Origin of the sequence: Streptomyces sp. SID13666, from assembly GCF_010548325.1 — a bacterium.
In the GTDB taxonomy this organism is placed as follows: domain Bacteria; phylum Actinomycetota; class Actinomycetes; order Streptomycetales; family Streptomycetaceae; genus Actinacidiphila; species Actinacidiphila fildesensis.
Window position 1 is genome coordinate 21605 of record NZ_JAAGLX010000031.1, and the last position, 13766, is coordinate 35370.

The 13766-nt window shown below is 70.3% G+C and carries 12 protein-coding genes; 7 read left to right on the top strand and 5 right to left on the bottom strand.

All coding sequences use genetic code 11. The annotated features are described in order from the left end of the window. The first annotated feature begins 12 nt into the window (after positions 1-12). Together G3I60_RS30505 and hutH are read left to right on the top strand one after the other, a co-directional pair. Positions 13-1167 carry a sensor domain-containing diguanylate cyclase gene (locus tag G3I60_RS30505; RefSeq protein WP_164294912.1) on the top strand — a complete coding sequence of 385 codons (1155 nt, stop codon included), beginning with the start codon at positions 13-15 and terminating at the stop codon, positions 1165-1167. A gap of 161 nt (positions 1168-1328) precedes the next feature. Beyond that, positions 1329-2882 (top strand): histidine ammonia-lyase, encoded by a 1554-nt coding sequence (gene hutH, locus G3I60_RS30510; protein ID WP_203674280.1) that lies wholly within the window; start codon positions 1329-1331, stop codon positions 2880-2882. Positions 2883-3013: 131 nt separating this feature from the next. Here hutH and G3I60_RS30515 read toward each other — a convergent pair whose 3' ends face one another. Beyond that, positions 3014-3310, bottom strand: a complete 297-nt coding sequence (locus G3I60_RS30515; RefSeq protein WP_239070440.1) for a hypothetical protein — start codon at positions 3308-3310, stop codon at positions 3014-3016. A gap of 101 nt (positions 3311-3411) precedes the next feature. Between G3I60_RS30515 and G3I60_RS30520 the strand changes: the two genes are divergently transcribed. Both G3I60_RS30520 and G3I60_RS30525 read left to right on the top strand, forming a co-directional pair. Then, positions 3412-3783: a hypothetical protein gene (locus G3I60_RS30520; protein ID WP_138352177.1), complete on the top strand. Its 372-nt coding sequence runs from the start codon at positions 3412-3414 to the stop codon at positions 3781-3783. A gap of 307 nt (positions 3784-4090) precedes the next feature. Beyond that, entirely contained in the window at positions 4091-5365 is a 1275-nt protein-coding gene (locus G3I60_RS30525; protein ID WP_138352273.1) for an Ig-like domain-containing protein, read from the top strand. A gap of 231 nt (positions 5366-5596) precedes the next feature. Here the strand turns inward: G3I60_RS30525 and G3I60_RS30530 are convergent, their stop codons facing one another. Beyond that, positions 5597-6706: an ROK family protein gene (locus G3I60_RS30530; RefSeq protein WP_164294981.1), complete on the bottom strand. Its 1110-nt coding sequence runs from the start codon at positions 6704-6706 to the stop codon at positions 5597-5599. 302 nt (positions 6707-7008) lie between these two features. Further along, positions 7009-8400 carry a xylulokinase gene (xylB, locus tag G3I60_RS30535; protein WP_164608017.1) on the bottom strand — a complete coding sequence of 464 codons (1392 nt, stop codon included), beginning with the start codon at positions 8398-8400 and terminating at the stop codon, positions 7009-7011. Positions 8401-8478: 78 nt separating this feature from the next. Between xylB and xylA the strand changes: the two genes are divergently transcribed. From xylA to G3I60_RS30550, 3 genes are all read left to right on the top strand, one after another. Next, entirely contained in the window at positions 8479-9648 is a 1170-nt protein-coding gene (gene xylA, locus G3I60_RS30540; protein WP_164295392.1) for a xylose isomerase, read from the top strand. 162 nt (positions 9649-9810) lie between these two features. After that, on the top strand, positions 9811-11244 hold the full coding sequence (locus G3I60_RS30545; RefSeq protein ID WP_164295391.1) for an ABC transporter permease: 1434 nt from the start codon (positions 9811-9813) through the stop codon (positions 11242-11244). Positions 11245-11275: 31 nt separating this feature from the next. Next, entirely contained in the window at positions 11276-11962 is a 687-nt protein-coding gene (locus G3I60_RS30550; protein WP_164295390.1) for an ABC transporter ATP-binding protein, read from the top strand. 136 nt (positions 11963-12098) lie between these two features. On the opposite strand, the gene G3I60_RS30555 is transcribed toward G3I60_RS30550, so the two are convergent. Both G3I60_RS30555 and G3I60_RS45825 read right to left on the bottom strand, forming a co-directional pair. Further along, complete coding sequence (locus G3I60_RS30555; protein ID WP_164295389.1) at positions 12099-13304, bottom strand: Shedu anti-phage system protein SduA domain-containing protein; 1206 nt, start codon at positions 13302-13304, stop codon at positions 12099-12101. A gap of 32 nt (positions 13305-13336) precedes the next feature. Further along, positions 13337-13486: a hypothetical protein gene (locus G3I60_RS45825; RefSeq protein ID WP_239070443.1), complete on the bottom strand. Its 150-nt coding sequence runs from the start codon at positions 13484-13486 to the stop codon at positions 13337-13339. Positions 13487-13766 lie beyond the last annotated feature (280 nt).

The following is a 13766-nucleotide window of genomic DNA, read 5'->3' on the forward strand; positions in this document are numbered from 1 at the left end:
TAACCTGGTGGGATGGGTGACGGGACGGCCGATCGACGGCTGCGAGCGGTCGTGGAGTTGGCGCAGGCGATGGCGGCCGCCCAGGACCCGCGCGAGGCGGTGCGGGCGGCCGCCACCAGGGCGCGGCTCGCGATGGGCGGGTCCTTCGCGGCGCTGTCGTCGTGGGAACGGGGATCGGGCCAGCTCAAGGTGCTCGTCAACGACGGCGACCTGGCGCCCGGCGAGGACCCGGAGCCGCGGGACGAGACCTATCCCGTGAACGACTTCCCGGAGATCGTCGAGTTCCTGCACGGGAAATGGGCCGGCGGCGGGGAACCGCACGCCTGGGTCGAGACGGCCGAGGAGGGCCCGCAGGGGCCGGGCGCGTACTGCCACCAGCGGGTCGCCGCCCTGCGGCGGCGCGGGCGCGGCTGCTGCGTCGTCGCGCCGATCGTGCTGCACGGGCGCGCCTGGGGCGAGCTGTACGTGGCCCGGGGCGCGGGCGAGCCGGTCTTCGACCGGGCGGACGCGGACTTCGCGACGGTGCTGGCCGCCGTGATCGCGGCCGGGATCTCGCAGACCGAACGGCTCGCCGAGGTCCAGCGGCTGGCCTTCAGCGACCCGCTGACCGGGCTCGGGAACCGGCGCGCCGTCGACGTCCGGCTGGACGAGGCGCTGGAGCTGCACCGGGTGTCGGGGACCGTGGTGAGCCTGGTGGTGTGCGATCTGAACGGTCTGAAGAAGGTGAACGACCGGCTCGGGCACGCGGTCGGGGACCAACTGCTCGAACGTTTCGGCTCCGTCCTGTCGCTGTGCGGCGCGCTGCTGCCGGGCAGCCTGGCGGCCCGGCTCGGCGGCGACGAGTTCTGCCTCGTCGCGGTCGGCCAGAGCCCGGACGAGGTGGTGGGCGCGGCGGACGAGCTGTGCCGGCGGGCCACCGAGCTGGAGGTGGGCGAAGGCGTCGCGTGCGGGGTCGCCTCGACGGGCGACCCGATCGGGCCGGTACGGACCGCCCGGCGGCTCTTCCGCCTCGCCGACGCCGCCCAGTACCGGGCCAAGGCGCTGCGCTCGGCCACTCCGGTCGTCGCGGGGCGCGGGGGCCCGGACGACCCCGTCGTACGCCTCGCGGACCAGCCGCCCGCGCCCGAGGGCGAACGCCGGCGGATTCGCGGGCGCCACGGGTCCTGACGGGCGGGCCTGCCGGCGGGCCCGGTTGCCTTGCTGTGCCCGGCCCCGAGCGGTTGTCGGGTAGGGCCCGCGAAGATCACCGGGGCGGGCCATCGAAGATCGCCTGCGAAGGTAAGGAGTGACAGGCGGCGATTCACTCTCTAGGGTGCGTGAATATGAATATGCATAACGTGGTCATCGGCGCCGACGGCGCGAGCGCGGACGACGTCCTGGCCGTGGCTCGCGGCGGCGCGAAGGTCGAACTGTCGCAGCAGGCACTGACCGGGATCGCCGCGTCGCGGCAGGTCATCGAGGCGCTGGCGGCCAAGCCGGAGCCGGTCTACGGCGTGTCCACGGGCTTCGGCGCGCTGGCCGTCCGCCACATCAGCCCGGAGCTGCGCGCACAGCTGCAGCGCTCCCTGGTGCGTTCGCACGCCGCCGGCATGGGCCCGAGCGTCGAGCGCGAGGTCGTGCGCGGCCTGATGTTCCTGCGGCTGAAGACGCTCGCGTCCGGCCGCACCGGCGTGCGTCCGGTCGTCGCCGAGACGATGGCGGCGATCCTGAACGCCGGAATCACCCCCGTCGTGCACGAGTACGGCTCGCTCGGCTGTTCCGGTGACCTCGCACCGCTCGCGCACTGCGCGCAGGTGCTGATGGGCGAAGGCGTGGCCGAAGGCCCCGACGGAACGATTCGTCCGGCCGGCGAGCTGCTCGCCGAGGCCGGCATCGAGCCGGTGGAGCTGCGCGAGAAGGAGGGCCTGGCCCTCATCAACGGCACCGACGGCATGCTCGGCATGCTGGTGATGGCCTGCGCGGACCTCGCGCAGCTGTTCACCGCCGCCGACATCACCGCCGCGCTCTCGCTGGAGGCACTGCTCGGCACCGAGCGCGTCCTCGCGCCCGAGCTGCACGCCATCCGCCCGCACCCGGGCCAGGCCGCGAGCGCCGAGAACATGCGCCGCGTGCTGGAGGGCTCCGGCTTCACCGGGCACCACCAGGACGACGCCCCGCGCGTCCAGGACGCCTACTCGATCCGCTGCGCCCCGCAGGTCGCGGGCGCCGGCCGGGACACCCTGGCGCACGCCCGGCTGGTGGCCGACCGCGAGCTGATCTCCGCCGTCGACAACCCCGTGGTGCTGCCCGACGGCCGCGTGGAGTCCAACGGCAACTTCCACGGCGCGCCCGTGGCGTACGTCCTGGACTTCCTGGCGATCGCCGCCGCCGACCTCGGCAGCATCGCCGAGCGGCGCACCGACCGGCTGCTCGACAAGTCGCGCTCGCACGGGCTGCCGGCGTTCCTCGCCGACGACCCGGGCGTGGACTCGGGCCTGATGATCGCTCAGTACACGCAGGCCGCGCTGGTCAGCGAGATGAAGCGGCTGGCCGTGCCGGCCTCCGTGGACTCGATCCCGTCGTCCGCGATGCAGGAGGACCACGTCTCGATGGGCTGGTCCGCGGCCCGCAAGCTGCGGACGACCGTCGACAACCTGGCGCGGATCATCGCCGTCGAGCTGTTCGCCGCGACCCGCGCCATCGAGATGCGCGAGAAGCTCACCGCGGGCGGTCTGCGGCCCGCCCCGGCCACTCGGGCGATCGTGGCGGCGGTCCGTGAGGCGGGCATCGACGGAGTCGGCCCGGACCGTTTCCTGTCGCCCGACCTGGAGGCCGCGTACGCGTTCGTCCGGGCCGGAAAGCTCAACGCGGCGGCCGAATCGGTGACGGGGCCGCTGGCCTGACGCCGGATCAGCGGGGCCGGCGCCGCGCGCCGCGCGACTGCTGAGCGGCGATGGCTGAGCGCTTGCTGAGCCGCTGCTGAGCGTGACGATGACGAGGGGCGCACACCCGCGGGTGTGCGTCCCTCGGTGCTTCAGAGCGCCTGCGCGCGGGAGCGCCGCCCTGCGTTCAGCACCAGCCCCGCACCGCCGACGAGGAACGCGGCCCCGCCGATCAGATACGGCGTGGTGTGCACCGTTCCGGTGGCCGCGAGATGGAGCGTCCCGGTCGTCGACGTCGTCGGTCCTGATGTCGTCACGGGTGCCTTGACCTGCGAAGCGGGGGCATGATCCGGGCTGGCGGTGGCGGACGGCACGAAATACAGCGCTGCCAGTACGGAAGCCGCGGCGGCGGCGACGAACGGGCGTGGAGAAGCCAGAGGCGAGGTCAACGGATCCCCCATTGGGTGCGGCGACTTGACCGTAGACGCCGATGTTAGTGACCTGGTGTGCCTGGTGGGAAGCTGGCGCTCCGGCGTTTACGCTCCGTCGCATGAGCACTACTGAGATTCCCCGTGGCGACAGCGGCCCGCGCTATGTCCGACTCCAGGTCGAGCTCGTTCTCGAGGTCACCGGACAGCAGGAAGTGACCGCCGCCGCACTGGAGCACATCGCCGCCGACGCGGAGATGCCCGCCGAGGAGCGGACGCACGCCGAGGCGGCTGTGAAGCAGGACGAGTCCGAGGCGCTGGCCTATCTGATCGACCCGTTCGACCTGGTCACGACGGTCCCCGGGATCGAACTCGTGCAGGCCTCGTGGTCCTGCGCGCACACCGAGTACGACCCCGACTCCGAGGAGTGGGACATGTACGACGACGACGATGCCGCAGAGGAGGACGTCGAGGAGGCCACCACGCCGGCCTGATCCCGGTCCGGCTCCGCCTGATCCTGGTCTGACCTGCATTTTTCCCCGACCCCGGGCCGTTTCGCGGCCCGGGGTTCCGCACGTGTGCCTCGACACACTTTCCGGACAAAGGGAACGGACTTCCGGCCCCGCATGTTCCTCTGGTTATGGATGAGGCTCGTTTCCGGATCCATCTCGTCCGGATCCGTCGCTCGCAGGGACGCGGGCAGGACTCGCGGGAACGCGAGCAGGGAACGTGCGCCCGCAGGCATTGGAGATTTGTGTGAAGTCGCCCGACCCCGGCACCGCAACCGGCCCCGTCAACGGCATGACGCCCGACCAGCGCGCGCGCTCGCGGCGCAGGCGCCGCACCGGCCTGGCGGCCGTCGCGGTCGTGCTCGGCGGCGCGGTCGCGCTGACCGCGTGCGGCGGCAGCGGCTCGGACAAGGGCGCCGCCGCGACGGACAAGGGCAAGACACAGGCGGACGTCGACGCGGCCGCCGCCGACGTCTCCTCGGACGCCAAGATCGCCATCACCCCGAAGACGGGGACGAGCAACGCGAGCATCAGCAGCGGCACCAAGATCGCCGTGACCGACGGCAAACTCACCGCGGTCGCCATGACCGAGGTCGTGAGCGGAAAGGCCGTCAAGGGCGCGATAGCCACCGACGGCACCAGCTGGAAGCCGGACGCCTCCCTCGACCGCGGCAAGAAGTACAAGGTCGCGGCCACCGCGCAGGACGCGAAGGGGCGCGTCGTCACCGAGACCTCCACCTTCGGCACGGTCTCCGCGAGCAACAGCTTCATCGGCTACTTCACGCCGGAGGACGGCTCCACGGTCGGCGTCGGCATGCCGGTGTCGATCAAGTTCGACAAGGCCGTCACCAACAAGAAGGCCGTCGAGTCGGCCATCAAGGTGGCGTCCAGCAGCGGCCAGACGGTCGTGGGCCACTGGTTCGACTCCACCCGGCTGGACTTCCGTCCGCAGGAGTACTGGAAGGCCGGCTCGAACGTCAGCGTCAAGCTGAAGCTCGACGGCGTCGAGGGCTCCAACGGCGTTTACGGCGTCCAGAACAAGGACGTCAACTTCACCGTCGGCCGGTCCCAGGTCTCGACGGTCGACGCCACGACCAAGACGATGACGGTCGTCCGCGACGGCAAGACGATCAAGACCATCCCGATCTCGGCCGGCTCCGCCGACCACCCGACCTACAACGGTCAGATGGTGATCTCCGAGAAGTACAAGCAGACGCGGATGAACGGTGACTCGGTCGGCTTCAAGGGTGAGTACGACATCGCCGACGTGCCGCACGCCATGCGGCTGAGCTCCTCGGGCACGTTCATCCACGGCAACTACTGGGGCAACAAGTCGATCTTCGGCTCGGCCAACACCAGCCACGGCTGCATCGGCCTGAGCGACGCCAAGGGCGCCAATGACCCGGACACGCTGGGTGCCTGGTTCTTCGACCAGTCGCTGATCGGCGACGTGGTCGTGATGAAGAACTCGCCCGACAAGACGATCAAGCCGGACAACGGGCTCAACGGGTGGAACATGACGTGGAGCGCTTGGACCGCCGGGTCCGCGCTGGGTGCCACTTCCTGATCCTGCGGGTTTGCCTGCGGCCGGCTTGAGCCGGGGGCCCGGCGGGCCCCTCTCTAGGGTGTGTTGCGAAAGTCCCGCCTGGCCCACGGCGTCTGGCACGCGCCCTCGCTGCGCTGTCGGAGCTCGTCCGGGTACGTCCAGTACGAGGACGACCCTCCGCCTTGCGAGCGCACGCACCGGACGCCGTGGGCCACGCCCTCCGGGCGAACGGCGCTCCTTTCGCAACACGCCCTAGCGGGCGGTCCATTCGGACGGGTCGTCCAGGACCGCCCGCACCGCGCTGTACGCCGCGCCCAGCAGCACCCCGTCCCGGCCCAGCCGTGACTCGACCACCAGCGCGCCGCCGCCCGTGACCCGTCGCCCCAGCTCCCGCCGCACCCCCGGCAGCAGCCACGGGGCCAGCTCGGAGAGCGGGCCGCCGAGGACCACCGCCTGCGGGTCGAGCAGGTTCACGGCGCCGCTCAGCGCGATCCCGAGCGCCCGGCCGGCGGCCTCCAGGGCCGCCAGCGCGGGCGCGTCGTCGTCCGAGGCCGCCGTCCGCAGCGCCTTGAGCCGCCCCGGCAGCTCCGGGGCGATGCCGGCCGCGCGCAGCACCGCCTCCTCGCCCGCGTACTGCTCCAGGCAGCCGCGGGCGCCGCAGGAGCAGCGCGGACCGTCGGGGTAGACGGGGACGTGCCCGAGCTCGCCGGCGAAGCCGCGCGCTCCGCGGAAGAGGCTGCCGTTGATGACGAGGGCGGCGCCGATGCCGATCTCTGCCGAGACGTGGATGAAGTCGGTGAGGGGGGCTTGGGCGGCGCCTTGTGGGGTGTCGGTGGCGGGGAGCACCTTTTCCCTGCCGGCCAGCCACAGTTCTGCCAGTGCCCCTAGGTTCGCCTCGTTCTCCACGGTCAGTTCGGTGCGTTCGTTCTTCCAGCCGAGGTTCGGTGCCCGCAGAACCGTGTGCTGGTCCCTCCCCACCAGGCCGGGGACCGCGACGGTCAGCCCCGCCGGGCGCAGCCCGAGCGCCACCGCTTCCTCCGTCACCTGCCGGACGAGTCCGTCCAGCTCGCCGAGCGTCTGCGCGGCGGCCCGGCCGCGGTTGCGGGCCTCCACGGTCGCTCGGGCCCGTACGGTGCCGCGCAGGTCCACGACGCAGGCCGCGAGGTGGTCCACACCCACTTCGGCGCCGATCCCGGCGGGGCCGCGCGGGCTGAGGGCGAGGGCGGTGCCGGGGCGGCCCACGGTGCCGGGGCGCTGCGCGCCCAGCTCGGTGACGAGGCCCGCCGCGATGAGTTCGTCGACGAGCGTCGAGACGGTGGCCCGGGTGAGGCCGACCTCGGCCGCGACGGCTGCCCGGGACATGTTGTCGCCGGCGGCGACGGCGTGCACGACGGCGGACAGGTTGCGGCGGCGCAGGGCGGCTTGGGGGTTGGTGCCGGTTGCCACGGTCGGTCCGTTCTGTGGTCTGTGGGGGCGGGGGCCGGGCCCTCCGGGGCGGGGCTTCGAAATCGACTGTTCACGATCCCCCAACCTTCGGCCGGGGGTGCCCCCAGGGGCCCACAAATAGCTCGGCGGCATTTCGAAACCCCACCCCTGCGGACCCGTCCCCCTCCGGTTCGAGCCACCCGGGGGGGTGGGGGCCCTGGCCTCCTGCGTGTCGTTCGTCAGGTGGTGGTCAGCGCCGCTCTCAGGGATTCCAGCGTGGTTTCGTCCCGTTCGATCGGATCGTAGACCGGGCCCGCCGACGTGCCCCAGCGGGCGGCGATGTCGGTGGGTGTTTCCCCGGTGAGGAGGGCGGCCGCCTGCGCGGCGACGCCCAGGGCGACGAGGTCGTCCGCGTCGGGGATCTGGACCGCTCGTCCGGACAGCCGGCGGACGGTCTGCCGCCAGGCGGTGCCGCGGGCGCCGCCGCCGATCAGGAGGAGGGGCTCGTCGGAGGGCCGGTCGTCGACCGCCAGGACCAGGTCCAGGGCGGCGAGGAGGGTGTAGGTGGCGCCGTCGTAGGCGGCCTGCAGGATCTGGCCGGGGGTGGTGTCGTGGCGCAGGCCGGTGAGGGTGCCCGAGGCGAGGGGGAGGTTGGGGGTGCGCTCTCCGTCGAGGAAGGGGAGGAGGGTGATCGTTCGGTTGGGTTCCACGGCCTCTCTGGTGAGGCTGAGGAGGCCGGCGATCTTGTCCACCGCCTGGGTGCAGTTCAGGGTGCAGGCGAGCGGGAGCCAGCCGCCGTGTGCCCCCGCGAAGCCGGCGACCGTTCCCGTGGGGTCGGTGGGGCGGTTGGTCGAGGGGGTGTAGACGGTTCCCGAGGTGCCCAGGCTGAGGGCGGCGCGGCCGGGGGTCAGGCCGAGGCCCAGGGCGGCCGCCGCGTTGTCGCCGGTGCCGGAGGCGACCGGGATGCCGGGTGGGAGGGGGAGGCCGGGGAGCGTGGTCCCTGCTGGTTCTCCTGGGGCCAGTACGCGGGGGAGGAGGGCTTCGTCGAGGCCGACGGTGGTGAGGACGGCGTTGTCGTAGGTCTCGGTGTCCGAGGCCCACCAGCCGGTTCCCGATACGTCGCCGCGATCCGTGACCGCCTGGCCCGTCAGCCGTTCGGTGAGGAAGTCGTGCGGCAGGCGCACTCCGGCGGTCGCGGCGGCGACGGCCGGTTCGTTCTCGCGCAGCCAGGCCCATTTCGCGACGGTGAAGCTGGCTCCGGGTACGGAGCCGAAGCGCTCGGCCCAGTGTTTGGCTCCGAAGCGTGCGACGAGTGCCTCTGCCTGGGGGGCTGATCGCACGTCGTTCCAGAGGAGGGCCGGGCGCAGGGCCTTACCCGATGCGTCGAGGGTGACCAAGCCATGTTGTTGGCCTCCGATGGAGATGGCCGAGGCCGGGTGTGGGGATAGGGCTTCGAGGGTTGTTCTGAGGGCTTGCCACCAGACCTCCGGGTCCGTTTCGCGCCTTCCGCCCTCGCTGACCGTGTGGGGCGATCTGGCCCGCGCCAGCACTTCGCCGGTGTCCACCCGGACCGCCAGCGCCTTCGTCGACTGGGTGGAGCTGTCCACCCCGATCACGACCGTCGGTTCCATTGAGCGACCCCCTTCTCTTCCCATCGCGGTCCTCGCATACTAATTTGTTCAACGGTCTTACGAATAGGAGCCGGCGCCATGAGTCTCACCCCCACCCCCGAGCACAAGTTCACTTTCGGCCTCTGGACGGTCGGCTGGCAGGGCCGCGACCCGTTCGGTGACGCCAGCCGCCCCGCCCTCGACCCGGTCGAGTCCGTCACCCGGCTCGCCGAGCTGGGCGCGTACGGCGTGACGTTCCACGACGACGACCTCATCCCGTTCGGCGCCACGGAGGTCGAGCGCGAGACGCACATCAAGCGGTTCCGGCAGGCCCTCGACGCGACCGGCCTGGTGGTGCCCATGGCCACCACCAATCTCTTCACGCACCCGGTCTTCAAGGACGGCGCCTTCACGTCCAACGACCGTGACGTACGGCGGTACGCGCTGCGCAAGACGGTCCTGAACATCGATCTGGCCGTCGAGCTCGGTGCGCAGGTCTATGTGGCGTGGGGCGGCCGGGAAGGGGCGGAGTCCGGGGCGGCCAAGGACGTGCGGGTCGCGCTGGACCGGATGAAGGAGGCGTTCGACCTGCTCGGCGAGTATGTGCTGGGGCAGGGGTACGACCTGCGGTTCGCCGTGGAGCCCAAGCCGAACGAGCCGCGCGGCGACATCCTGCTGCCGACCGTGGGGCACGCGCTCGCGTTCATCAACGAGCTGGAGCACCCGGAGCTGGTCGGGGTGAACCCCGAGACCGGGCACGAGCAGATGGCCGGGCTCAACTTCACTCACGGCATCGCGCAGGCGCTGTGGCACGGCAAGCTCTTCCACATCGACCTCAACGGCCAGACCGGCATCAAGTACGACCAGGACCTGCGCTTCGGCGCGGGCAATCTGCGGGACGCGTTCTGGCTCGTCGATCTGCTGGAGACCGCCGGTTACGAGGGGCCCCGGCACTTCGACTTCAAGCCGCCGCGTACCGAGGACTCCGACGGCGTCTGGGCCTCGGCCGCCGGGTGCATGCGCAACTACCTGCTGCTGAAGGAGCGCGCCGCCGCGTTCCGTGCCGATCCGGTCGTGCAGGAGGCGCTCAGGGCGTCCCGGCTGGACGAGCTGGCCCGGCCGACGCTGGGGGAGGGCGAGACGCTCAGTGATCTGCTGGGCGACCGGGCGTCGTTCGAGGACTTCGACGTCGAGGCGGCGGCGGTGAAGGGCATGGCGTTCGAGCAGCTCGACCAGCTGGCGATGGACCACCTGCTCGGCGCCCGCTGACCTTTCTCATCCGGCTCTCAGTCCGGCCTCACCCGTTCATCACCGCTGGTTCCTACCGTGACGGCGCAGCGGGAGTACGAGGGACCTCCGATCCACTCGTACTTCCGCCGTCCCCATTCATCCCCCCGCATCCTGGCCGGGGTGGCAACGGCGAGGAATCGCATGTTCTTTACGTATCTCAGGCGCGAGCTGCGACGTCGCAGAAAGGCCGCGCTGGTCATCGCGCTGGGGCTGGCCCTCGGTATCGGGCTGGTCATCACCGTCAACTCGGCCTCGGCGGGGATGCAGGTGGCGCAGGGCAAGGTCCTGCAGTCCCTGTACGGCCTCGGGACCGATATGACGGTCACCAAGGCCGCCGCCGCGCAGGGCAGTACCGGGGCCACCGGGCGTCCGAAGTTCAACTTCGGTGCCACCACGGACTCCAAGGAGCAGAGCAGCGACCAGGTGATGGTGCAGGGCTTCGAGTCGCTGCCCAGCACGGTCGTGTCCCAGGTCGCCGGGCAGAAGGGGGTGGACGACGCCGTCGGCGGGCTGAGCCTGCGGGTGCTGAAGGTGAGCGGGCAGTTCGACCGGGGGCAGGTCAAGCAGGGCCAGACCACCGGCGGCGGGCGCGGTGGTGGCGGCGCGCAGCCGCCGAGTGAGGTGCAGGGCGGTGGCGCGCAGTTCGACGTCAACAACTACTCGGTCTACGGCGTGGACGTCGCCAAGCCGGCGCTCGGGCCGCTGACCTCCTCGAAGATCACCTCGGGTACGTCCTTCACGAGCGCGCAGTCCAACACCGCCGTGGCCGTCCTCGACAGCTCCTACGCCAAGGAGAACAAGCTCGCGGTCGGTGGCACGCTCACCATCAAGGCCGTCAAGTACAAGGTCATCGGCATCGCGACCGCCGACAGTGGCGACTCCGCCGCCAACGTCTACATCCCGCTGACGCAGGCCCAGACGCTGGCCGGCGCCAAGGACAAGGTCACCACGGTCTATGTGAAGGCCACGGACTCGCAGCAGATCGACGGCGTCAAGTCCGCCATCCAGAAGAACGTCCCGGGCACGACGGTCACCACCTCCGCCGATCTCGCCTCCACGGTCTCCGGTTCGCTCGCCACCGCTTCCGACCTGGCGACGAACCTCGGCAAGTGGCTCTCCATCGCCGTGCTGATCGCCGCGTTCCTGGTCGCGGGACTGCTCACCTCCTCCGCCGTCAGCAGGCGCGTGCGGGAGTTCGGCACGCTCAAGGCGCTGGGCTGGAAGAGCCGCCGGGTCACCGGTCAGGTGATGGGCGAGGCCCTGGTCAACGGCCTCATCGGCGGCGTCCTCGGTATCGCGCTGGGCCTCGGCGGCGCGTACCTCATCACCGCCATCAGCCCGACGCTGACCGCGTCGGTCGCCTCCGGTGGCGGTGGTGGTGGTGGCTTCGGCGGCGGGCCCGGGCGGCAGGCCGCGACGAAGGCGCTGGACATCGCGCTGACCGCTCCCGTCAGCCTCGGCACCATCGGCCTGTCGGTCGGCCTCGCCGTCGCCGGCGGCCTCATCGCGGGCACCTTCGGCGGCTGGCGCGCCTCCAGGCTCCGCCCGGCGGACGCCCTGCGCCGCGTCGAATAGCCACCCACCTTCAGTCTCAAGGGAGTTGACCATGTACCAGCTGACCGGCGTCACCAAGCACTACCGACGCGGCAAGGACACCGTCGAGGCCCTGCGGGGTGTCGATCTCACCATCGAGGACGGCGACCAGCTCGTCATCCAGGGCCCCACCGGCGGCGGCAAGTCCACCCTGCTGCAGATGCTCGGCGCCCTCGACCGCCCGACCGAGGGCTCGGTGGAGTTCGACGGCGTCGACCTCGCCCGGCTCGGCGAGGCCAAGCTCACCAGGATGCGCGCCGAGAACATCGGCTTCATCTTCCAGAGCTTCAACCTCATCCCGACGCTCACCGCCCAGGAGAACGTCGAGACGGCCCTCGTCCCCATGGGCGTCAAGCCCGCGGAACGCCGCCGCCTCGCCGTCGAGGCCCTGGAGTCCGTCGGCCTCGACGAACGTCTGAGCCACCTGCCCTCCGAGCTCTCCGGAGGTCAGCAGCAGCGCGTCGCCATCGCCCGCGCCCTCGTCAAGAAGCCCAAGGTCCTCCTCGCCGACGAGCCCACCGGCAACCTCGACGAGGCCACCCGCGACGACATCATGGGCCTCCTCGAAGGCCTCTGGAGAGAACGTGGCCTGACCTTCATCCTCGTCACCCACGACTCCGCCATCGCCAAACGCGCCCCCCGCCTGGCAACCATCCGCAAGGGCCGCGTCACAGTGACGGAGCGGGTCCCGGCGACCTAGCCGGAAGCCGGGGCCGGGCCACCCGACGAGGGCCCGGCCCCGACACGGCGGTCGGCAAGGAGACCTCCGCGGCGTACACGAGCAGGTTCGCGAAGCGCAGGCATGGGAGCAGGTGCATGTTCAGTGGCGCGTACCTTCATTGCCAGCCGTCCAATGCACGCTCTGCGTTGTCGACCAGTTCCTTATAGGTCATGACCTCAACGCGACTGATGTGTGTGTTGAGGGTGCGGAAGGCCTCGTTGATCGCGTCTTCGGCAACAACGGGTTGCGCGGCAGGGTGTCCAATCAACACGAGTGCGCTTGCTCGCCGAGTCTCGATGCCCAGTTCATCTCGAATGCGGAGTCGGTGTTCATCCAAGCCGACAAGGTAGTTGACCGCTTGGCTCACTGCGTCGTGTACTTCGGCCGTCGGTACCCAGCACCCTCGGTGTTCCTTGACCAGGCGGCCGCGCAGGCTCATGGAACGCTTCAACTCGACGATATGTAGTGCGCCATCCCCGCGTATGAGGGGGATATCCACCTCGTCGCCCGGTACCAATCGGCGCTGGACCGCTTGGCTCGCGAACTGGCCACCGAAGATCCAGTGCTGACCGTCCAGCGCGCGTTGCAAGTCGAGCTCACTCGCCTCCGGATCCTCCACCACCTTGCGCAACGCCTTGAGATCCTTCCGACGCTTTTGAATCTCGGCGGCCCGGAGTAGCAGTTGCCCCTCCTCGTCCGCTGCCAAAATTGCCAAGGAGCCAGGAGACATCACGATGTGGCGGGCAGATTTCTCCGGATCTTCCAAATCGACTCTTTCGCGTAGGACTTGCTCCATCCACGCGGCCACCTCGGCAGAGCCACGGACTATTCGATACCGGCTGGGTTGCTCCTGCGACTGTTGCATGTAACGGGCGTCCCGGGCGACGGACCCTACGTGAGTAAGCACCTCGCTCGGGCTCGCGTCGGGATACTCGCTGAGGTACTGATCGCCGAGCTGAGCGAAGAAGGCAAGACTCGCGGCTATCGTTCGTGCCAGGAAGTCCTGGTGCGAGCTCAGCGGTTGTGTCGACCGTTGAAAGAGGTGGTATCGCTCTTCGAAGTCCGGTCGGAGGATCCGACCTTCCGCGTAGTCCAGAGAGTCTTGTATCAGTCGCACGATGTGCCACTCGTCTGCCGCTGCCGCTGCCGAGCGCACGTTCTTCAGTACGGTGACGAGTGCTTGGCCTCCTCTGTAGGGGACCTTTCCGCTGCTCATATGCTTGAAGACCGATGCAAGCGCGTCCTTGACGTCAGGATCGATGGCTTGCTCGGCCACGCGCTCCAGTTGCAACTTCAACGCGAAGTCAGATCTCACATCCATAGTCACGATTCTGGTGCCTGGCACTGACAGAATCAGCTTGCGTTGTACCTGCTGAAGATGTGGAGTGCCGCGTCGATCTGTGCTTTCGTGCGGTCGTCGGCTTCCCCTTCGAGTCGCACGAAGACGACGGAGGAACCAGGGTCGGCCGCGACCAGCAGTGTCAGCGGTATTCGGCCCGCCAACGGGTAGTCGTACCAGCCCCGGGCCTCTCCACGTCCGTGCCTGGGAGGGCGCCCTCGATAGCCCCCCAGTCCGAGTCGTCGAAGCGGTAGCCTGAGAACTCCGCAACCGACTCGCAGAACGGCCGCAGATTGGCCTCATGGATCCAGCGGCCGCCGAAGATCGGATCGGAGCACGGAGGGTCGTCTGTCGGTCGTGACGACTCCGATGGGGATGGAAACACCCGTGCCTCCCGGCCCGCAGTACCCGTCAACGTTGCGGTCAAGGTACCGCTGGTCGTCC